The 21,490-nt window shown below is 47.4% G+C and carries 21 protein-coding genes and 4 pseudogenes; 8 read left to right on the top strand and 17 right to left on the bottom strand.

The features are described 5' to 3' along the window. Position 1 precedes the first annotated feature (1 nt). The 5 genes from PCO85_18930 to PCO85_18910 all read right to left on the bottom strand — a co-directional run bounded on the left by PCO85_18930 (position 2) and on the right by PCO85_18910 (position 3,203). The gene (locus tag PCO85_18930; GenBank protein WJV53225.1) at positions 2-265 is read right to left on the bottom strand and encodes a MoaD/ThiS family protein; all 264 of its coding nucleotides are present in this window, start codon (positions 263-265) and stop codon (positions 2-4) included. Beyond that, complete coding sequence (locus tag PCO85_18925) at positions 258-1,031, bottom strand: hypothetical protein (GenBank protein WJV53224.1); 774 nt, start codon at positions 1,029-1,031, stop codon at positions 258-260. The genes PCO85_18930 and PCO85_18925 overlap by 8 nt, the downstream gene beginning before the upstream one ends. Positions 1,032-1,045: 14 nt before the next feature. Then, positions 1,046-1,702, bottom strand: a complete 657-nt coding sequence (locus PCO85_18920; GenBank protein ID WJV53223.1) for a TfuA-like protein — start codon at positions 1,700-1,702, stop codon at positions 1,046-1,048. 1 nt (position 1,703) lies between these two features. Then, entirely contained in the window at positions 1,704-2,945 is a 1,242-nt protein-coding gene (locus PCO85_18915; protein WJV53222.1) for a YcaO-like family protein, read from the bottom strand. Positions 2,946-3,050: 105 nt separating this feature from the next. Continuing rightward, entirely contained in the window at positions 3,051-3,203 is a 153-nt protein-coding gene (locus PCO85_18910; protein ID WJV53221.1) for a hypothetical protein, read from the bottom strand. Between the two features lie 256 nt (positions 3,204-3,459). On the opposite strand from PCO85_18910, the gene istA reads away from it, so the two are divergent. Next, the gene (gene istA, locus PCO85_18905; protein WJV53220.1) at positions 3,460-4,995 is read left to right on the top strand and encodes an IS21 family transposase; all 1,536 of its coding nucleotides are present in this window, start codon (positions 3,460-3,462) and stop codon (positions 4,993-4,995) included. 24 nt (positions 4,996-5,019) lie between these two features. Continuing rightward, entirely contained in the window at positions 5,020-5,775 is a 756-nt protein-coding gene (gene istB / locus PCO85_18900) for an IS21-like element helper ATPase IstB (protein ID WJV53219.1), read from the top strand. Between the two features lie 431 nt (positions 5,776-6,206). Here the strand turns inward: istB and tnpB are convergent. The 3 genes and pseudogenes from tnpB to PCO85_18885 form a co-directional block, all read right to left on the bottom strand. Further along, positions 6,207-6,302, bottom strand: a pseudogene (gene tnpB / locus PCO85_18895) (IS66 family insertion sequence element accessory protein TnpB). 76 nt (positions 6,303-6,378) lie between these two features. Beyond that, the gene (locus tag PCO85_18890) at positions 6,379-6,588 is read right to left on the bottom strand and encodes a hypothetical protein (GenBank protein WJV53218.1); all 210 of its coding nucleotides are present in this window, start codon (positions 6,586-6,588) and stop codon (positions 6,379-6,381) included. Between the two features lie 326 nt (positions 6,589-6,914). Beyond that, positions 6,915-8,450: an IS3 family transposase gene (locus PCO85_18885; protein ID WJV53217.1), complete on the bottom strand. Its 1,536-nt coding sequence runs from the start codon at positions 8,448-8,450 to the stop codon at positions 6,915-6,917. Positions 8,451-8,491: 41 nt separating this feature from the next. Between PCO85_18885 and PCO85_18880 the strand changes: the two are divergent. After that, positions 8,492-8,686 (top strand): annotated as a pseudogene (locus tag PCO85_18880) (transposase). Between the two features lie 308 nt (positions 8,687-8,994). Here the strand turns inward: PCO85_18880 and PCO85_18875 are convergent. Then, positions 8,995-10,395, bottom strand: a complete 1,401-nt coding sequence (locus tag PCO85_18875) for an MFS transporter (protein ID WJV53216.1) — start codon at positions 10,393-10,395, stop codon at positions 8,995-8,997. A 491-nt stretch (positions 10,396-10,886) separates the two neighbouring features. Here PCO85_18875 and PCO85_18870 point away from each other — a divergent pair, with 491 nt between their 5' ends. Beyond that, positions 10,887-11,732 (top strand): helix-turn-helix transcriptional regulator, encoded by an 846-nt coding sequence (locus PCO85_18870; protein ID WJV53215.1) that lies wholly within the window; start codon positions 10,887-10,889, stop codon positions 11,730-11,732. A gap of 98 nt (positions 11,733-11,830) precedes the next feature. Here the strand turns inward: PCO85_18870 and PCO85_18865 are convergent. The 3 genes and pseudogenes from PCO85_18865 to PCO85_18855 all read right to left on the bottom strand — a co-directional run bounded on the left by PCO85_18865 (position 11,831) and on the right by PCO85_18855 (position 13,800). Continuing rightward, positions 11,831-12,090 (bottom strand): annotated as a pseudogene (locus PCO85_18865) (transposase). Next, complete coding sequence (locus PCO85_18860; protein ID WJV53214.1) at positions 12,091-12,261, bottom strand: reverse transcriptase N-terminal domain-containing protein; 171 nt, start codon at positions 12,259-12,261, stop codon at positions 12,091-12,093. Between the two features lie 13 nt (positions 12,262-12,274). Continuing rightward, positions 12,275-13,800 (bottom strand): IS3 family transposase gene (locus PCO85_18855; protein WJV53213.1). Its coding sequence is split into 2 segments (ribosomal slippage): positions 12,275-13,356 and positions 13,356-13,800, totalling 1,527 coding nucleotides; the frame shifts between segments, so codons are not numbered across the junction. A 64-nt stretch (positions 13,801-13,864) separates the two neighbouring features. On the opposite strand from PCO85_18855, the pseudogene PCO85_18850 reads away from it, so the two are divergent. After that, positions 13,865-14,107, top strand: a pseudogene (locus PCO85_18850) (IS4 family transposase). A 56-nt stretch (positions 14,108-14,163) separates the two neighbouring features. Next, a complete protein-coding gene (locus PCO85_18845; GenBank protein ID WJV53212.1) occupies positions 14,164-14,322 on the top strand; it encodes a hypothetical protein in 159 nt (52 codons plus the stop codon). Positions 14,323-14,393: 71 nt separating this feature from the next. Here the strand turns inward: PCO85_18845 and PCO85_18840 are convergent, their stop codons facing one another. From PCO85_18840 to PCO85_18830, 3 genes are all read right to left on the bottom strand, one after another. Beyond that, a complete protein-coding gene (locus tag PCO85_18840; GenBank protein WJV53211.1) occupies positions 14,394-15,587 on the bottom strand; it encodes an amino acid aminotransferase in 1,194 nt (397 codons plus the stop codon). Between the two features lie 65 nt (positions 15,588-15,652). Next, complete coding sequence (locus tag PCO85_18835; protein WJV53210.1) at positions 15,653-16,267, bottom strand: YitT family protein; 615 nt, start codon at positions 16,265-16,267, stop codon at positions 15,653-15,655. 246 nt (positions 16,268-16,513) lie between these two features. Beyond that, complete coding sequence (locus PCO85_18830; protein WJV53209.1) at positions 16,514-16,993, bottom strand: Lrp/AsnC family transcriptional regulator; 480 nt, start codon at positions 16,991-16,993, stop codon at positions 16,514-16,516. A gap of 550 nt (positions 16,994-17,543) precedes the next feature. On the opposite strand from PCO85_18830, the gene PCO85_18825 reads away from it, so the two are divergent. Continuing rightward, a complete protein-coding gene (locus tag PCO85_18825; GenBank protein WJV53208.1) occupies positions 17,544-18,308 on the top strand; it encodes a transporter substrate-binding domain-containing protein in 765 nt (254 codons plus the stop codon). Positions 18,309-18,559: 251 nt separating this feature from the next. Next, positions 18,560-18,808, top strand: coding sequence for a DUF1471 domain-containing protein (locus PCO85_18820; protein ID WJV53207.1), 249 nt, complete (start codon positions 18,560-18,562; stop codon positions 18,806-18,808). 164 nt (positions 18,809-18,972) lie between these two features. Here PCO85_18820 and alr read toward each other — a convergent pair whose 3' ends face one another. Both alr and dnaB read right to left on the bottom strand, forming a co-directional pair. Then, complete coding sequence (alr, locus tag PCO85_18815) at positions 18,973-20,052, bottom strand: alanine racemase (protein WJV53206.1); 1,080 nt, start codon at positions 20,050-20,052, stop codon at positions 18,973-18,975. 17 nt (positions 20,053-20,069) lie between these two features. Next, positions 20,070-21,473 carry a replicative DNA helicase gene (dnaB, locus tag PCO85_18810; GenBank protein WJV53205.1) on the bottom strand — a complete coding sequence of 468 codons (1,404 nt, stop codon included), beginning with the start codon at positions 21,471-21,473 and terminating at the stop codon, positions 20,070-20,072. Positions 21,474-21,490: the final 17 nt, after the last annotated feature.

The following is a 21,490-nucleotide window of genomic DNA, read 5'->3' as shown; positions in this document are numbered from 1 at the left end:
TTCAACCCCCGGCCACTGCTAAAATAATTTGAATCCTTGTAGCTGAAGCAATAGGTGTAGCTAAATCTTCCACCATTTCATCATCCACAAAAATATTTATAAATCCCTTGACGTTGTGGTCTGAATCAAAAATATATGTTTTCAACATAGGGTGGGTAGTAGTTAGGTCAGTCAAAGCATTACTAACAGTGTTCGCTTTTGTAGTGAAAATGGAACTGGAAGTTGAATATTGTTTAAACTGATTAGGGATCATGATTTCAGCCATGTGTTGCCTCGTAATTTTTAAGTCGATTAACCAGGTCTGTCCCAGTTTTATCCAAACAAATATCTTGTGTTAATAACTTAATACATCCCGTGAGATAATTTTTAAGATAGGAGATTCTATCTTTGCTATTCTGGGTTCTTAACTGCAGTTTTTCTTTTTCTTGAAAATAAATTAAAACTGCAGCTGCAAAGTGCCCCGCAAAAATAACGCCTCTTGCATCTTTATTCTTGGTTCCTGACGGAAGAATGAATCTTTCATCGCTTGAAACCTCATGGAAATGATGTAATTCACAAATCATACCGAGCCAAATATGGGCTAATTCGTGGATTATAACTTCTTCAAGCCATTCACTGCTTTTAAAAGCTTTTACCCCTAAATAAATTGTTTGGGGGATACAGTGATTTGTCAAACTGACGGTCTCTGGTGGGGCACTCAAGGACCTGTAGCTAACAGGCAATGAAAAGTAAATTTCCCATTGAGGCATAACAGCCTTGATAGTTTCAATTGCTTTAAACAGCTTTTCTTGATGTTCATTACTAAGCTCGCTGCTCTCAGGCACCTCAGTGTTAAGGTTTGTATTCTCAGCGTAAATTTTATAAGCAATGTCAGGATATATACATTGATTGGGTGTGAGTTTGTTTTTTGAAATATTTGACCTGTGATGAGCAGTCAGAGAAACAAGTAATTGACAGCTGAATTGCTTGTCAACCATGGGTATCCCTTTAAGCTCATCTATAATGCTTATTTTCTCGTGTTGATTCTCCATACCACCCCTTATTATTAATTTTCACACTTTGATAAAAAGCTTAATACATCTAAGTTTTTCACTCTGTAGTGTTGGAAGTTATTAACTTTTCCATTTAACGTAGACAGATCTGCTTCCGCAACATGATCAATTAGAATTTTCTTAACTGTCTTAAGAGTTCTATATCCAAACCACATATTAAAAAGGTATTGAAGTAACTCAACATAGACCTCATGGGTAATGATTTTCTCTTTCACTAAATCTTTAAGAAAGAAATCTATATGAACTAATGGTTCACTAATTGGTATGTAAGGTGCTTCATTACCATGGATGAGTGCAACATAATCATCAGGAAGATCATCATTACCGGAGAACATACGATACACTTCACCATACCCTTTCATCCCGACAGGCGCTAACTCGACAGCACGAATAGCTCCCATCGAACTTAAACCCCAGAATGTCCATCCGGCTTCGATGGCAGTTCTGATTTCAGCATGTGAAACCGCTGGGTAACTATGGTAAGTTCCGTCAACAAGTACAACGGTTCCAGGTGGATACTCTACCATCAAGTTTTCTATGTCTCCTCTCTTCGCAGGGGGCATAACTTTCATATTAGAAGGGATGTCCAATTGTATTGCGTAGGAGGATGGGCCAATGAACAGGTATGAAATCTCGTTTTTTTTAATCATTTTACATTCCTTTAGCAGAGAGGGGATTTTTATTTTTTTTAAAAGCCTCTGCAAAACGATATCCTATACGCTTCATACCGGGCTCCACATATTCTGCGTTGGGGATTATCACCCTTTGCACACTGAATGGGAAATTTTTTGGACTAAGTTCAACATGAATGCAACCATTTAGATTGTTAGTAATTAACTTTGCTTTGAGGTATTCATAAAGCTGTTCAATATTATGAAAATCAATAACGCTTTCATCTTCAGAAATGAAATTTACATATTTATTTCCCTGCGTCACTCTTTCTCTTAACCCTCCCATAACTTGCTCTTCTAAACCAGCTTCTTTATCTTTGAAATGCTTAACTCTATCGATAATGTCATCACGTCCTCCGTGGATATGTGACAATCTGCTCTGTACAGCTTCAGTAACGGCTCGGATAGCCGCAATTTCTGCAACGGGGTGTAATCCAAAACCATCCGCTATCGAGATATAAGCGCTGTTTGTTTTTTCCAATACATAGGCAGAGAAAAATGGTAAATTAAATTGGTTGATAGTTTTTCGAAGCACAAGAATCAAACCCGCTTCTTCGATTTTATGCCTTAGTACACGTATACTCTCTGGTTCTGTAGAAATATCAACTTTGAGTGACTTATCCTGAATATGATTAAAAGATTGTACATCTCTTTCTAAGACCTCACATATCCCATGAATTATCGCTTCCAGTGATGTATTACCTGAACATAAACCGTTAGTTGTGGTGCCACCGTAAATATATTTTTTTTGCGGATGCTGAAAAGGATGGAAAACTAATTCCGCTGGGATCATGACCTCAATATTATTGATGATATCATGACCTTTAACACAATAAATATCATCGTCGGAGGATATCTTCTCACCTAAACGTATCCCAAAGGAACTTAAAGAATACAGGTTGTTATAAGAGGCAAGGATATCCGCTGATTTCATTAAGTGAATTTTATCTGCATGATGAATATCATCTACCAGTGAAAACTCAATCGACTCCATATAGGCTCCGATCTTTGCTTCGTTGGGTTTTATCCCTTTGCCTGCATGAACATTAAGAGATCCCTTTGAGGCATAGGGTCTAATGCCCGCAAATACAGGGATGCCTATTTTATCTAACCAGGTGACGTTGGTTACTCTCGTAACGCCCATATCGAGAGCAATTGACTTCGCGAGTTTTAAGGAATCTTCTGCTGTTCGTGTACGAAAACTAGAACTCAGTCTAAACATTCTACCCTCCCTGATTTATCCAATTCTTGTAAGAGGGTCAAATAGTGAATCAGTGTTTAGTTCTGATCATTGCACCATTCGACCCTGGAGTTAAACCATCAGATCTTAATCGTAAGTAATCAGCTGGTTGTTGGAGTCATGTGCGTTAAACGCGCAACCTGCAGCGGTTGTCGCATCATTGGCTAAAAAGTCTTGAAGCTCTGCCGTTAACTCATCGGAAATATTGAGATTGAGAGTTTTAGTATCTTCATCTTTCATGGGTAATACCTCGTATTGTTTAGAGTGCAAAATGGCATCTGAATCGATCACTGTTTGGCATTCGAATCGATCATGATTTGGCATGCATCTCCGATCGCGGTTTGGCATCACAATCGATCACGATTTGGCACGCATCCGATCACTGATTGGCATCCTGTCGCTCACTCCGGGAATTAACTCTTTCCATCACAGTCTCCATTGCTGTTTTAAGCCAATGGAGATATCGATGTCCAAAAAGAGAAAAGCCAGGAGTTCCATGGAAACCTGTTTTAAGATCCTTCAGCTTAAGTTCGACCAGAAGCTGACCAACCGTTGCATCGCACTGACACTGAAAATCAGTGCATCAACAGTTTTTGAGGTGCTCTCCCGCTTTAAAGCCACGTCTCTCCCATGGCCCCTCCCTGAAGCAATATCCCATGATGCCCTTGAAAAGCGCATCTTCCCGGCCAAAAGTGCCTCTGCATCAGAACTGGTGATGCCTGACCTGCTTCACTTCGATACTGAGATGAGAAAGCCTGGCGTAACGCGACAGCTGCTGTGGATGGAGTACAAGGCTCAGGCCGGTGAGCTGGCGATGGGGTACTCCCACTTCTGCCGTTGCTACCGGGAGTGGAAAAAAACGCGCCGCCTCTCTATGCGCCAGGAGCACCGCGCCGGCGAAAAACTCTTTATCGACTTCTGTGGCCCGACGCTCCCCGTCATCAACCCGGATACCGGAGAAATACGCCGGGTGGCCATCTTCGTGGCCGTGATGGGGGCATCCAACTACACCTACGTTGAGGCGTGTGAAGGCCAGGACATGATGTCCTGGCTGAACGCCAACAGCCGCTGCCTGACCTTCCTGGGCGGCGTGCCGAAGCTGCTTATCCCCGATAACCTCAAAAGCGCGGTGAAAAAGGCCGATCGCTATGAGCCTGTCATCAATGACAGCTATCAGGCGCTGGCAGAGCACTACGGCACCGTTATTATCCCGACCCGCCCCTATAAGCCGAAAGACAAACCGAAAGCAGAAAACGGCGTCCTCATCGTCGAAAGATGGCTGCTTGCCCGCATCCGCAATGAAACCTTCTACACGCTCAGGGCGCTGAATACCCGCCTGCGGGAGTTGCTGACGGACATGAATAACCGGCCAATGAAAGGGTACGGCAACCAGACCCGCGCAGAGCGCTTCCGCATACTGGATGCGCCGGCACTCTCACCGCTGCCTCTGGCGACGTATGAATACACGGAGTACAAAGCGGTGAAGGTCGGCCCTGACTACCACGTTGAATATGCCCGCCACTGGTACTCGGTTCCGCACGAACTGGTCGGTCAGCGCCTGTCGCTGAAAGCAGGTCAGACGGTGGTTCAGCTCTGGCACAAGGGGCAGTGCGTGGCGCAGCATCCGCGCAGTTCGCATGAGTATAAGCACACTACCAATCCGCTGCATATGCCGGCTCAACACCGGGGGCACGGAACCTGGACACCGGAACGACTGCTCGAGATGGGATGCAGCATCGGCCCGTTCACCGGCAGGGTGGTTGACGCCATGCTGAAAGCAAAGGCTCATCCGGAGCTGGCCTACCGCGCGGTACTCGGTCTGATCGCGCTGCAGAAAAAATACGGAAAAGAGCGGCTGGAAAAAGCCAGTTGCGTCGCCTGGCACTATAACGCACCGGACAGACGCTTTATCGACAACCTGCTGCGTCACCATCGTGAGCACCAGGAGCTGCCGTTATCCCGTCAGAGCGAGCAGCACACCGTGACCTCACCTGAGCATGAAAACCTGCGCGGCCCGGGCTACTACCACTAACTGACAACCAGAGGAACCGACTGTATGAGCGATAACCTGTTAAACAAACTGACCCAACTGAAGCTCCCGGCGATGGCCGGTGGGCTGATACGCCAGCGAGAAACGCCCCAGACTTACGAGGAGCTGTCGTTCGAGGAGCGGCTGACCCTGCTGGCCGATGATGAGTTGCTGAACAGAGAAAACGGTCGTGTTGCGCGGCTGAGAAAAAGCGCCAACCTGAAGTACCAGGCAGCCCCGGAGGGGCTGCATTACCCGGTCTCACGGGGTCTGCGGGCCGAGCAGATGCGGGAACTGCTGAACGGTCACTACATCACCCACAAGAAAAGCCTGTTGATCACCGGTCCGACGGGGTGTGGAAAAAGTTGGATAGCCAATGCGCTGGGTGAGCAGGCATGCCGACAGAAACACAGCGTGCAGTACTGGCGTACGGGACGGCTACTGGAGATGCTGGCGCAGGGTCGCGTTGACGGCAGCTGGCTGAAGCACCTGAAACAGCTGCAAAAAACGCAGGTGCTCATCCTGGACGATCTGGGTCTGGAGCCACTGAGCAACGCGCAATGTAACGACCTGTTGGAGATAATCGAAGACCGCTACGGACAAAGCAGTACCATCGTGGTGAGCCAGTTCCCAGTAGACAAGTGGCACGGTCTGATGGAGAACCCGACAACGGCAGATGCGATCCTGGACAGGCTGGTGCATAACGCGCACAGACTGGCACTCCAGGGTGAGTCAATGAGGAAAAATAAACCGGGAGTGGAAAGCGACGAAAAAACAGGTTAAAAAGCAGTAGGAAAAGTTAAGTTCCCGGCTGATCGAATGGATGAGAATCGCTGATCGAACTTCGATGCCAATCCGTGATCGAATAGAGCGGAATACGCATTAGAGTAGTTTTCAAGTTGTACGCTTTATCAAAGCCATATTAGGTGTAGTGACTTAAGAACTTATAGTCAACATTAATTTAACAAATTCGCATTAAAAATTAAGTCATCCATTCCTTGGTGCTTTGTTAAGTTTATGATAAATATTATTTATTTTTTAATTTTAATTAAGTGTCGCTAGGTGTTGTTTTATCTTAAATTTGCATTCATTAACATAAGTTAAGTATTTACAGTTTCAATTAGTTGAAGCCGACTATCTTGAGATATTCGCTCTTGGGTCATTTCAGCTTAAGATTGCATGGAGGGTTAGATGATTACCCCTTGCCAAGGTTGGTGCAGGTGGTCGGTAATGTATTGAGTCAGGGTATCAATCCCCCGGCGCATATCGACCGGCTCCCGCGCCAGCCAGATGTGTTGCGGCGTTAACATAGAGACAAGGCCTGCATCACGGCGCGCAACTGAGCGGGAAGACACCTGACCGAACACCCGTTGGGGAGGTTGAGCGTCACGGTGTCGGCGTCATTATTCCCTGGCATAACCCGGCGCGCAGGAATAAATGCGGCGTGAACGGCCACGGTCGCATCATCGTGATGGTGTTTGAGCCAGTAGCCGGGTTCAAATCGTGTTGCTGGCAATAGTGCTGTTTAGTCAATCCGCTGTGTTGCCAGGCGTCGAGATGCTGTTGTCGTTCACTGTGAGAATACCGTTTTGCCATATTTTACCTCAGGTTCGTTTTATTGAATGAGGGCAACATGTGGCAGCAGAGTTCTGTTAGCAATATGAGTTCGCCGGACGCTTAGTACGCCAGGCAAGCTGGTGATAGAACTGAGGGTGAAAGTCCCTCCTGGGTAAGAACTAGCCACTCGCCCAGACCTTTAGCTATGCGCGGCAGCGGGTAACTTCTGACGTGAAGTGTTAGCGAAGGCACTCACAGGCCAGGTATTGAGCCACGTAATTAGGAGTCGGAGGTGGTGATGCTGTTAATGTTAGCGCCAGTGATATAAGACGGTAATGGGGGTGCGGATGTTTTCTTGGACGGTTTTATTGCGCGATGCCGAGTTGTCGACGGTACATTTCCGGGCTGAGTGCTCCCAGCGACAACTTGATGCGATGTTCGTTATACCATCGTATATAGGCATCAACATGCTGCATAAAGTGCTCAGGTGTCACGCCTGACCACTCATGACCATAGTACATTTCCGTTTTCAGGCGACCAAAGAACCCTTCACAAGCCGCATTATCCGGTGAACAGCCTTTACGGGACATCGAACGGATAAGACTGGCAGCATTCACACGCTTAAGCCAGCCTGGCCAGCGGTAATACCCGCCTCGATCGCTATGGATTATTGGTCGTTCGCCTGCGGTTAATGTGCTGATTGCACCATCCAGCATGGTATTCGCCAGTTCTGCATCCGGGCGTGTACCCAACGACCAGCTCACAACTTTACCATCGAAGCAGTCGATTACAGGTGACAACCATACTTTGCCTGACGGCAGCTGGAACTCCGTGATATCTGTCAGCCATTTTTGATTAGGCTGTTCCGCGTTAAAGTCTCTGGCGAGAAGATTGTCAGGTGCCGGGCCGATTTCTCCGCCGTATGAGCTGTAGCGGCGCCGACGGTTTCGACTGACCACAAGCTGTTCTTCCACCATAAGTCTGCGTACAACCTTCTCAGAGAGTCGCTGGCCTTTGTGCCGTAGCATAGCGTGCAGACGGCGATAGCCATAACAACGATAGTTACCGTTGAAGATCTCTGTTATTGCGATACGTACGGTCGCGTATTTATCTCCCGAGCGCAGAGCTGTCCGGTGGTAAAAAAAACTGCTCCGTGCAAGTTCAAGGACTCGCAGCAGCTCTGTCAACGGGTACGAGCCTCTCAGGACATCAGCGATCTGCGTCTTTTCCCTGTTTGTCAGAGTGCTGACGCTGATGCCCGGGTCTTTTTTTATGATTTCCTCCGCTTTTTTCAGGATATCGAGCTCCATCTGCTGTCGACGTATCTCCTGATTAAGTCGGTTAACTTCTTCGCGCAGAGTGTCGCGCTCTTCCGTAAGAGACGGCTTTTCATGTTTGCGCATGGACTGGTAAGCCTCATCGCCGATGATTTCATCTTTCCATTTGTACAATACCGTGCGACTGATGCCAACGTTCATGGCGATTTCTCTGGCAGGTACATGCCGTGTACAAAGCGCCATGACAGCCTGACGTTTCACCTCAGGTTCAAAAGGTGCATTTTGATTGATCGTACTGGTGAAAATAAGCCGTCTGCCGGGATGACGTTCATTAACCCAGCGAGCCAATACATCACAGCAGGGATAACCAAGAGTCCTGCTGGTAAACGCCAGGCAGCAGCCATGGTTAAGATAATGTTCAACAGCAGCCTGCTTTTGCACATCAGAGTAACGAGGCTTACGGAGTATGGATTTTGTAGCACCGTCACTCGCTTCCCATAAACGGATCCAGCGTCGTAGATTTCTTTTAGAGGGGTAACCCAGTTCACGAACTACAGGAGCCAGTTTTCTGCCGTATTTAAAGTAAAGTTCAATTGCGCGGAGCCGTTCTGCTTCGGTAAACATTATTTATCTCCTGAGAGTCCAGGAAATCGTCCGCACCCCCTTTTAACCGAACGTACCGGACAGAGATACTGGATTTTTATCTGTTCAGAACCTTGAATGAAGCGAGGGAAATCACAGAGCGCTGGCTGGCGGAATACAACAGCGAGCGGCCTCATGAATCCCTGAATAACCTGACGCCGGAAGAATACCGGCTGATGACTGAAAAACTGGAAATCTCAAAAAGTGTGTGGAACTAAAAGCGGTGTGCTTACAGGTATCGCTCAGTCCGGTTGGTGACTAGTGATGTTTGGTAATTAATCAGACGGTGCAATCAGGGCTGAGTTCCCTCAAAGGGATCTACTATTTGGCGCAGCTATTTAATGGTAATAATAATCGTTAGCCTCGGTAATAATCATTAGTGCCCATCAGTAATATTTGGGCACTATGATTATCTGGTTAGGAAAATATTATTAAATAGTTTCGCATGATAGTATTCCTCTTACATGACATGATATCCCACCAGTGTTGACTCGCATGATGAGAAGTAAAGCATCAATGCAAGAATTTATTTAGACGTCGCTAATGTATATCGATTGCTTTTGACATACATAGGGACGCCTACGAATATGACCAATAACGACAAAATACTGATTGATATTGTAATTGCGTTTAAGTATCCTTGAGACAATGTAAACGAATAGATTGCGCCAGCAAATGCTGTTCCCAACGCAAAACAGCCTTGCTGTACTGTTGCTAAAGCACTACTTGCTTCACTGGCATGATGTTTCCCAACCCGCGATAATGCAAGTCTGTAAGCGGAGGTTAACATTATCGAATTACCTAATCCTACCACGCCTGTAGCTACCCATAAATTATAAAACCTTAAGTCAAATTTAAACTTATGAAATAGATAGACTGTGCCTAAAAATCCTATAACTGTAAGAATTGCCCCTATAGAATACGATTTGACATCTCCAATCCGTTGGCTCAACGGCTTACTGAGTAATGAACCTATAAAAAACATTGTTCCGAGTGCGATAAATGTATTTCCTGATTCAAGCGGTGTGAAACCTAACTTGCTTTGTAAACATAAGGCTGTGACAAATAGATATCCAGGGTAGGCAAAGGTAACTGCCATTTCACTTACAAAACCATTTATGACCATTGGTGTTTTGAAAAGAGATGGTGGTAAAATTGCCTTGCGGCCTGCGAGTTCATGTGACTTTTCTACCTTCCATAATAAAATCCCGCAAGGCAGCGCGCCTAGCAATAACCACCATAATTCGGGCCAATGTTTCCCCAAAGATACAGGTATCATTATAAATGACAGACATAAAATAAGTAATGCAACCCCCCCCATGTCCATGTGTTGCTCTTCATCTGATTTGGTTTCGGGGATAACAAAATAACAAGCTATAAATATAATCACGCCAATAGGTATGTTAATAAAAAAAGCAATTCGCCATCCTAAGTCCCATAAGTTGGTGGAAACTAACCAGCCTCCAACAACTTGGCCAATAACGACAGAAAGACCTGCAATCGCCGTATAAAGACCTACCGCGTACCGGTGGCGCTCCCCTTCCAATGTTGTGTGGATTGTAGCTAGTATTTGCGGTAATAAAAGTGCGGCAAAAAAACCTTGGAGCAAACGTCCTGATAGCATAGAGATAATATCAGTGGCAAATCCGCAAATCGCTGATGCAATACAAAAACCTGCCGTACCAATCATAAAAAGGCGTTTTCTTCCGTACTTATCTCCTAGTCGGCCTCCTGTAGCAATTAGAGCTGCGAAGCTTAATCCGTATAGCGATACTATCAAAACAAGTCCTGTCGCATCTGTTTTTAATGCTTTACCAATTACGTCAAGTGCAACATTAACTATTGAGAAATTTATTTGAGGTAGTATCTGTCCTGCGACAAGGAGCAATACACCAAATGACGACAGTTCTTTAGTTTTACTTAACATTGAATTAATTCCACGTTGGCGATTTTTTAATGAGCTATAGTTAAGTTTGAGGTATAGAAGCATAATAATGTCTGACTGATTTTCCCCTGTTCAGGGAACACATGTTACAGTCTTTGGTATCATAGGTTATCAACCTCCGCCTTGACGATGTGATTTGGTCGACCTCATGCATGCGGACATGCATGAAAGGTACTGCTGAGCATCAATATCTCCATTTTGTCTGTACCCCGATACTTAACTGCTTTGCATTTGGAGCAGGGTAGAGCTGATGTTTTACTGAATGACTTCCCCAATACTGGTTGATCTGATAGAGATATTCTCTTTTTACTATATAATTTTTAAAAGAAAAAATTATTTTTTCACACACGTTCTTTTTATCCATGCACCAAAAAAACCTATAGTTCCTCCCTAATAGAACATGGACATTTTGACCTTTGTTTTATATCGTGCAAGTAACAGGCTAGACACGTATAAATTGTATAGGTTAATCAATGAATGAAAGTAATCTAAAGTTGGTGGGCGATTTCCTAAGAACGAAAAGAGAAAGCATATCTCCTGAAGAGATTGGCTTGGTGAAGCCAATCAGAAGCAGAACTAAAGGTTTGAGAAGGGAGGATGTGGCATATTTTTCAGGTATTAGTACAATTTGGTATAGCAAAATTGAGCGCGGCCAAGTAACTGGTATATCATCACAAGTACTCATGTCTATTTCGAGGGCTTTGCGACTTACGGAATCAGAATACGAATATATATGCAATTTAATTTCACCTCAAGCACGAACTAACAAACAACCTTGCTGTACTATATCCGAGCATACATCTCAGCTCTTATTACATCTGAATCCATTTCCCGCTCTATTAATGAACGATTATCTAGATATTGTTACATGTAATTATGCATTTAGTCTTATGGTTGGTTTTAGTTTTGATTCACTTCCAGCCAGCGAAAAAAATTACCTTTACCTAACGATTAAGAACCCTTCATGGCAAAGACTATTGTGTATCAAAGATGATGAAAAATTGGAACTGCAACTAACAAGGATGGCAGGGTTTCTTAGAGAGACTCTGGCTACGCGACCTGATGATAAAGTGCTAAAACAAAAAACTGATGATTTTAGAGAGCTATCGCATGTTTTCGATAAAGCATGGGCTGATAATACCGTATTGCACCCAGAAGAACTATCGTATATATATGATCATGCTGAGCTAGGGTTAATTTCATTAGATAAACAGTTGTGGTGGAATTTTAGTGGCGATTCCAGTAGCAGATTAAATGTTTACTACCCTCAAAATGAAGTTGATCTGCAACTTTTGAAGGCAGTAATGAATCGTGTATAGTACAGTAAATTCAATGGTTACATTTTAATGAAGAGAGCGTTCAGAATTCTGTGTCACGTTAAAAACTCTATAGCGTTATCACACTATTCAGTCGCCCTTCAAAATAAATGGCTAACCAGTCGCCCTTCAAAATAAATGGCTAACTGCGACAATGTCAAATTCCAGCTCTGGATCGGCATTGTCCATTCTCCTGTGCATTCATCAGTCCCAGATAAAGCAGTTTCAACAGGCTGTTTTCATTCGGAAAAGCGCCTTTGGTTTTGGTCAGTTTCCTGAACTGACGGTGCACCGATTCTATCGCGTTGGTTGTGTAGATCACTTTGCGTATGTTAGCCGGGTAGCGGAAGTACGCTGACAGCTACCGACCCCGGCAGGTCAGCGCTTGAGCCGCTTGCCATTTTTGCTGCGGATTTACCCATAATGCGCCATCAATACCTGGAGTATTACGCCCCCGGTTCGATGTGACGCGTTTCACTGCCAACAACTTCGCCTGATGAGACCGGGCGGTAGCTGTCAACGAAGTTGACACCCTTATTCGTTTTTTACGCTGCAGATTTTAGCCCGGTTTCTGGCTTGTCTGGATTCAACATTACTACATCTACCCGCTGCCACTGACGGCATGAGGCTGACCACCGTTCCGGTCGGGCTTTTTTAGCCATGTCATACAAGGCTTTTCGTTTTGCCAGCAGGCTTATATCTTCTCCCTGATGCCGTTGTTCTGGTGTGACATAACCGATCGCGCCATGCCGATGCTCCTTGTTATACCACCGGCTAAAGCCCTCCACCCAACGCCGGGCTTCAGCCAGATCCAGGAAGCCTGATGACGGCCACGACGGAACATATTTCAGCGTTCTGAACAGCGACTCCACATACGGATTATCGTTGCTGACTCGTGGTCGGCTGTGCGAACCCGTGATGCTCAGTTCTTCCAGTTTCGCTTTCAGCGTCTGGGATTTCATCGGCGCACCATTGTCGGCATGTAACACTAACGGATGGCGGTAACACCGTTCACGTAACACGGTGCGGTGCAGCAGCGCGGCCGCTCGCTCGCCGCTTTCCTCTTCGTGAACCTCGTAACCGACGATTTTACGGCTAAAAATATCTTCTATCAGATACAGATAAAAATAGCGGCCGCGAACCCTGGAGGCCAGCCAGGTGACGTCCCACGTCCACACTTGGCATGGCCCAACAGCCTGATAGCTGGTCGGTTTATTCACCTTCAGCGGTGCGCGGCTACGGCCACGATGATGCACTTGACCCTGCCGCCTCAGTACCCGGTAAAACGTCGATTCACTGGCCAGATAGAGGCCCTTGTCCGCCAGCCGTGGCACGATCTGCGCCGGCGGCAGGCTGGCATATTCCGGCTCATTACATACCGTGACTATCTGATGCTCTTCTTCGGCGGTCAGTTTATTGGCCGGTACCGGACGCTCTGCCGTGGGACGACGGTCTTCAGCCTGGTGATTCCAGCGCCGCCAGGTGCTCAGGCTTAACCCTACTTCCCGACAAGCGGGGATCAGACGTACACCGGCGTTCATGGCTTCACGTATCCATCGGATCAGTTGCACGCGTTCGTGAGCGGGGGTCAGTCGTCCTCGTCCGCCTCGCCGTAATACTGATTCAGTTTTTTTCTCAGGACCAACAGGGCTGCCGCCTCCGCCAGGGCCTTTTCTTTGCGCGCCAATTCACGCTCCAGCCCTTTGATTTTCTTTTGGGCCTGTTTTTGCGACTGCCGGGTATCGACTTGTGGCGTCTGGAGAAAATCCTGTTTCCACTGCGCTATTTGTTCAGGATAAAGCCCTTTGCGACGGCAGTATTCGCTCAGTTCGGCTTCACTGAGTGTCGCGGTTTCAACGATGACGGCAAAACGAGCTTCTGTCGACCAAAGGTCTGTGGTTTTGTTGGCACCGGGCACTGGTTTTCCCTCCAATTTGGCTTGGACCCGCCAATGATAAAGGGTAGCTTCCGATATCCCTTCCTGTTGTGCAAGTGCGGTGACGGTCATGTTGTAAGGAGGAAGTAATTTAGCTAATACAGCGGCCTTACGCTCTGGTGAATAACGTTTCATAACAGGCTCCGTTGCCCCATAGAGATTTTCAGTCTGGGGTGTCAACTATCCTGCCAGAGGGGGGATGGCGTACAGCCTGAAAGGTGTAGAGCCTTATCAGATGAGTTTTAAACAGTCAGCATTGTATCTGAAAAGCCAGCTGAGTCTGTTACCGGGCGTCTCACCGGGAAAAATACCGCGGATAATGGAAGAGGTAATGGCGATGGCCTCCGGACTGGTGCTGCCGGAGAGAAGAGCGCGACATTACCCCAGGGCGGTAAAAAAGAGGCCACAACGTTATCCGTTGCGGCCTCCTTTAAGCGCTTAACTGGCAAGCATTAGGCCATGTGCGGCCTTTTTTATTGCCTGAATTTTGGAATCCACATGATCACACTCTCACTGATGCTCGATACTGAATCTTGGGATATTGGGCTTGACGATAGAAATAATTTGCAAACGGTAGGCAATCCCTATGCCTGTTCTCAGGACGTTGCAACTGCCTGCTCTACGTTCACTGCCGCACAGGCAGTTGAGTCTGGCTAAGAAGAGCCACCGGAGTAACCAAATTCACCATCAATGATGTAGTGGTTCGGTAAACTCCGGTGGCTTGTTACTTACTGTACAGCGGCGAAGGCTTCCGCTACTCGTTGTACGTTATCGTGGTTGAGGCCAGCCATACAAACGCGACCGCTGGCGATCAGGTATACGCCGAACTCTTCCCGCAGGCGATCAACCTGTTCCGGGCTGAAGCCGGTATAGCTGAACATGCCACGCTGGGTCAGCAGGTAATCAAAGTTCCGTGTTGGTAGCGCTTTTTTCAGGGTATCGACCAGTGTCTGACGCATAGCAATAATACGGATGCGCATCGCTTCCACTTCCGCTTTCCACTCCGCATTCAACGTGGCGTCATTCAGCACACGGGAAACCACCTGCGCACCGAAGCTTGGTGGGCTGGAGTAGTTGCGACGAACTGTAGCTTTCAATTGACCCAATACACGCACTGCGGCTTCCTGATCTTCACAAACCACGGAAAGCCCACCAACACGTTCACCGTACAGCGAGAAGATTTTAGAGAACGAATTGCTGATCAGTGCCGGTAGTCCGGTACCTGCGATAGCGCGGATGGCGTAGGCATCGTCGTCGATGCCGTCGCCAAAGCCCTGATAGGCGATATCCAGAAACGGGATCAGTTCACGGTTGATCAGGACTTCAATGACCTGGTCCCACTGTGAATTGGTCAGGTCGGAACCGGTCGGGTTATGGCAGCACGGGTGCAACAGCACAATGCTGCGCGGCGGTAACTGTTTCAGCGCGTCGAGCATGCCATCAATGTTGACGCCCAGACTATCAGCATCAAAATAGGGATAGGTATGCACCTTGAAACCGGCACCGGAGAAAATGGCTACATGGTTTTCCCAGGTTGGATCGCTTACCCATACTTCCGACTCCGGGAAATAGCGCTTGAGGAAGTCCGCCCCGATTTTCAGTGCGCCGGAGCCGCCCAGTGTCTGGATGGTCGCGATACGTTGAGCGGTCAGTGCCGGATGGCGCTCTCCAAATAGCAGTTTCTGAATCGCATTGCGGTAAGGCTGCAAGCCTTCCATCGGCAGATAAACCGAGGCCTGTGCTGGCAGCGCCTGAAGTTGTTGCTCAGCGATGCTGACAGCCTGGAGCTGGGGAATGGTTCCTTGTTCGTCATAATACAGCCCAATACTGAGGTTAACCTTGTCAGTTCTGGGGTCCTGTTTGAACTTCTCCATCAGTGACAGGATGGGATCGCCAGCATAGGCGTCAACATGTTGGAACACGGTCTTATTCTCCTGATAATAAAAGTATCGGGTTGTGCGGTGGTTAATGGTGTGCTGCACCAGTTTTACACTGTATAACGACCCGGACGGTGGTTCATCGCGATAATCAGATTCAGAATAGTGGCACCCAGCACGGATGTTATCAGCATAGGTATGCTTACCACGAACAGCGAAGCCAGCACAATGGTTACATCTACCGCCATCTGGAATTTCCCCGCCCGAATAGCATATTTATCCTGTAAATAGAGCGCCAGAATATTTACCCCGCCCAGACTGGCTTTATGACGGAACAGTACAATAAACCCCAATCCCATGATGATATTGCCAAACAACGTAGCATAGAACGGGTTCAGATGGTCGATATGGATAAACAAGGTGTGCAGATCGGAAAACAGTGACACCAGTGCTACGGCGCAGAAGGTTTTTAGGGTGAAGTTCCATCCCATGCGGTGAATAGACAGATAATAAAATGGCAGATTTAGCAGGAAGAAGGCGATCCCGAAAGAGACGTGTGTCAGATAGTGAAGCAGGAAAGCCATTCCGGCTGTGCCGCCAGTTAATGCTCCAGACTGGCGTAATAAAATAATCCCGAAAGAGACCATCAGCGTGCCGATCAGGATTGCCAGAACATCTTCCAGAAGTGTGTGTGATAGTTTTGCAGTGGTAATAACGTTATCCATGTAAAAGCGCTCAATTCAAAAGAACACCTTTACTTTCAAGCAAAAAGCGCACCACCGCTGCTGTCGGCAATATCGGATTACGCTAATACTGAGCAGCAATAACGTTAACTTATTGAAACTATTACAGCAAAATTTGCACAAACAATGCATTTTTTGGTCTTATTTACGTTGAATATCGCGATTATTGTGCCACCAATGCACTAACTATACATTGCTGTGCACTATCGCGAAGCATACTGCCCCGAATTAGGGCAGTGTTGTGGCCACCGGTGTTGTCAATCCATTCTCTTTCAATCGATTGAGTACCACGGAGGTTTTTAGATGTGCCACGCTTCTATTCTGCGACAAAATCTGGCTGATCAGGTCGCTCAGGCCATGCAGGTCCGACACGGCGACTTTTAGCAGGTAATCTGCGTCACCCGTGGTTTTATAGGCATCGATAATGGCGTCGACATCACCGAGCATAGTATGAAAACTGTTAACACAGTCCGGCGTATGGTTGATGAGTCGGACCTCAATCAGCCCCAGCATTTCCAGCCCTACGGCATCTGGCGCCAGTCGAGCGTGATAACCAAGAATCATCTGCGCTTGTTCCAGTGCAATACGGCGGCGGGAGCATTGAGAAGCGGAAAGCCCTACCAGATCGCTTAACTCCTGATTGGTCAGCCGTCCGTTTGCCTGCAATAACCGCAGAATTTTTAGATCAAAATCATCAACGTTGTACATGCCAATAACCTGCCAAAGATGTTGTGGGGCTACAGACTAGCAGCTTTTCCCATTACCGAAAGCAGAGGTTTTACCTCGCTTAAAGCTGGGGAGGATTTTTACGGGAGATGTCGCACCATCGTGTTTCATTACTGTGCATTTATAATGGTTAATCATACTTTTACACGCATAAAATATCTCACTTGTGCACCAAATAAAGAATGTATACCCAAAATAATTCGAGTTGCAGGAAGGCGGCAAGTGAGCGAATCCCGATGAGCTTACTCAGGTAAGTGATTCGGGTGAGCGAACGCAGCCAACACACTTGCAACTTGAAGTATGACAGGTATACCCATCTATATACATGAGGTGTGAATTTATCCTGCGGTTTGAATGTTTAATTTACTCAAAATGTTAATTGTCATGGTTATGACTCTGGGGAGCCGTATTTCTGTGTGGAGGATCCCGCTCTGGCTACTGGCAATAGCGATAGGCTATTCAATCAAAAAGAAAAAAAGTACAGTGTCTGCTTTGGTAGTCAATTCGGGTAATAGTTAATCAAGGGGAAAAAATGAAAAAATGGTTGCCGCTCGTCCTGTTGACTGTCGCAGGCGGTGCCAGTGCTGCCTCGCATCTGGATCAGATCCAGAAGCAGAGTGTGTTGAAAGTATGCACTACGGGAGATTACAAGCCCTACACCTCGTTGCGTAGTGACGGAAGCTATGAAGGGATTGATATCTCAATGGCGGAATCGCTGGCGAAAAGCCTGGGAGTAAAAGTTGAGTGGGTGAAAACCAGCTGGAAAACGTTAATGCCTGATTTTCAGTCCGGTAAATGTGATATTGCCATGGGCGGGATTTCAGTCACGCTGGCGCGGCAGAAGCAGGTGTTTTTCACTAATATGCTGGATGTGGACGGTAAAATTCCGTTCGTTCGCTGTGAAGACAAGAATAAATATCAAACCATTGAGCAGCTTAATCGGCCTGCTGTTCGCTTGGTAGAACCCGCTGGTGGTACTAATGAGGCGTTTGTACACGCGTATTTGCCGAAAGCCACTCTGGCTTTGCACGATAATGTAACCATTTTTCAGCAATTGGTGGATAAGAAAGCGGACGTCATGATTACCGATGCCTCTGAAGCATTGTTCCAGCAGAAACGCTATCCGCAGTTGTGTGCGGTGAACCCTGACAAACCGTTGCAGTATGGTGAAAAAGCCTACATGTTGCCGCGTGATGATATGAGCTGGAAGCTGTATGTCGACCAGTGGCTGCATCTCGCTAAAATGACGGGGCAGTATCAGAAAATCCTCGGCCAGTGGTTGGCCAGCTCGAAATAACCCTTCTTTGCCCTGTCACGACCTCACCCGGAACGCTGTCGTATTCAGGGCGCTTTCCGGGTCCAAAACCTACAATTTTAATGTACTGATATGCGTGAGTAGTGTGATGTTTCTTACTCTTAAAATATTCAGTTATTTTGAATGACAATGGCAAATTAACCCGTTTTTAATGACCAGATAGCAGGATTATGATGCTCCACATCGAAGGCAATATCAGCCTTCATAACCAAAAAAATTGTGAGAATCTTATCATGAAAGCTATCAGAAATTTTGTTGCAGTTATCGCCTTGTCTACCATTTCTTTCGGCACCTTCGCTGCTACAGAAGTGCAGAGCACACAAGGCCAGAGTATGGGTACCGTATCCGCCACTGGTTTTAGTCTGGATGATCTACAGTCGCAGTTGGCAGAGAAAGCCAATGCCGCTGGCGCGAAGTCTTTCCGTATTATCTCGACCAATGGTGGGAACCAACTACGTGGTGTAGCGGAGCTGTATAACTGATGCCATTTTTGGCATGGAAAGGTACTTGTAGAAAGATACGCGTTCCTGAACCGGGGAACGCGTCATGCAGTTTTACTGCTGCTTTTCCATGGACAGCTGGCGCGATATGGCAGAAATCCGCATGGTGTTCATGGTGTTATGCGGCTTCTGCTTCGTTTTTCAGCTTATTCGTCAACGTATTCCAGTTGAATACGGGAGGTCAGGCGAGTAATCAGTTCATAGGCGCTGATGCCGTTAAAGGCAGCAACTTTTTCCACCGGTAGATTTTTCCCCCACAGAATCACCTCATCACCAACGTTGTCCTGCGCCTCCGGTCCCAGGTCGACCGAAATCATGTCCATCGAAACCCGGCCTACTAACGGCACCTCACGACCATTGACCCACACCGGCGTCCCACTTTTAGCACCACGCGGATAGCCGTCACCATAGCCCATGGCCACCACACCCAGTTTTGTATTGCGTGGGCTACTCCAGGTACTGCCATAACCGACAGGTTCTCCGGCCTGGTGGTCACGTACTGCAATAAGATGTGAAGTCAGTGTCATGGCGGGCTGCAAATTCCATCGGCTGGCATCGCCGGTGTCCAAAGGGGAAACACCATACAGAATAATGCCAGGACGGATCTGATCACGGTGAGCTTGCGGCCACAACAAAATGCCGCCAGATGCCGCAATGGATTGTGCTCCCGGTTTGTCTTTGGTGAATGCATCAAAACAGCTGAGTTGGCGCGCTGTGGTATCCAGTTCTGGTTCATCAGCCCGGCAAAAATGGCTCATGATATTTACCGGTTGCACCACATTGTGGCAATGGACGAGCCGTTGGTAGAATGCTTCCGCCTGTTCCGGTAGCACACCGAGACGATGCATGCCGGTATCCAGTTTCATCCATACTTTTAATGGGCGTGAGAGCGAAGCTTGTTCCAATGCTGCCAGTTGTTCCACGCTGTGGATAGCGGTTTCCAACTGGTATTCGGCCAGCAGCGGCACATCGTTGGCAGAGAAAAAGCCTTCCAGCAGTAGGATCGGTTTAGTGATTCCTCCGGCACGTAATGCCAGTGCTTCACTGAGACGGGAGACGCCATAACCGTCAGCGTCGTTGAAAATGCGGGCGGCTTCCAGTGCGCCGTGCCCATAGGCATTGGCTTTTACAACGGCTATCAGACGGCTTTGTGGCACCATCTGGCGAATTAATTGCAGGTTGTGTTGTAAAGCACGGCGATTAATGACGGCGGTTGCCGTTTTCATTCTGCATCCTTAGCGAATTAGTCATCATATTGTGGGCCAGCGTAATTATCGAAACGCGACCACTGCCCGTTAAAGGTCAAGCGCACAGTACCAATAGGGCCGTTACGCTGTTTCCCTAAAATAATTTCGGCGATACCTTTCATATCACTGCTTTCATGATAAACCTCGTCACGGTAGATAAACATAATCAGGTCGGCGTCTTGCTCGATGGAGCCGGATTCACGCAGGTCTGAGTTTATCGGACGTTTATCGGCGCGCTGTTCCAGCCCGCGATTGAGCTGCGACAGCGCCACTACCGGGACTTGCAATTCTTTTGCCAACGCTTTGAGTGAACGGGAAATTTCTGCAATTTCCAGTGTGCGGTTATCTGACAGCGCTGGCACCCGCATCAATTGCAGGTAGTCGATCATAATTAGACTCAGGCCGTCGTGTTCGCGGAATACCCGACGGGCGCGGGAGCGAACTTCAGTTGGCGTCAGGCCGGATGAATCATCAATGTACATGTTGCGTTTTTCCAGCAGCAATCCCATGGTGCTGGAAATTCGTGCCCAGTCTTCATCATCCAACTGACCGGTACGGATGCGGGTTTGATCGACGTGGGACAGCGACGCCAGCATACGCATCATTATCTGCTCGCCGGGCATTTCCAGACTGAAGATCAGCACCGGTTTGTCCTGCGTCATGGCGGCATTTTCACACAGGTTCATGGCAAAGGTGGTTTTCCCCATTGAAGGGCGGGCGGCAATGATGATCAGATCGGATTTTTGCAGACCGGCGGTTTTTTTATCCAGATCCTGATAGCCGCTGGATACACCGGTAACGCCATCATGTGGGCGTTGATATAACTGCTCGATACGCGAGACGGTGTTTTCCAGAATACGATCAATGCTTTTCGGTCCATCATCTTTACTGGCCCGGTTTTCTGCGATCTGAAACACGCGGGATTCGGCCAGATCCAGCAAATCTTCACTGCTGCGGCCTTGTGGATCGTAACCGGCATCGGCAATTTCATTGGCCACGGCGATCATCTCCCGCACTACTGCACGTTCACGCACGATATCGGCATATGCACCGATATTCGCCGCGCTGGGCGTGTTTTTCGCCAACTCAGCCAGATAAGCAAAACTACCTGCCGATTCCAGTTCACCTTTCTGTTCCAGGGATTCGGAAAGGGTAATCAGGTCAATAGGCTTGTTCATCTCCAGCAGGCGCTGCATTTCGCTGAAAATCAGGCGGTGAGCCCGGTTGAAAAAGTCATTGGTGGATACGCGTTCGGATACGTTGTCCCAGCGCTCGTTATCGAGCATCAAGCCCCCCAACACCGACTGCTCCGCTTCCAGCGAATGAGGGGGGAGTTTTAACCCTTCTACCTGACGATCGCGGGGTCCTGTCGATTTATTGGTCGGTCTTTTTTCTGCCATTGAGCGCATTCTTTACT

It is taken from the genome of Prodigiosinella aquatilis (assembly GCA_030388725.1).
In the GTDB taxonomy this organism is placed as follows: domain Bacteria; phylum Pseudomonadota; class Gammaproteobacteria; order Enterobacterales; family Enterobacteriaceae; genus Prodigiosinella; species Prodigiosinella aquatilis.
This window is presented reverse-complemented; position numbering and strand designations above follow the sequence as displayed.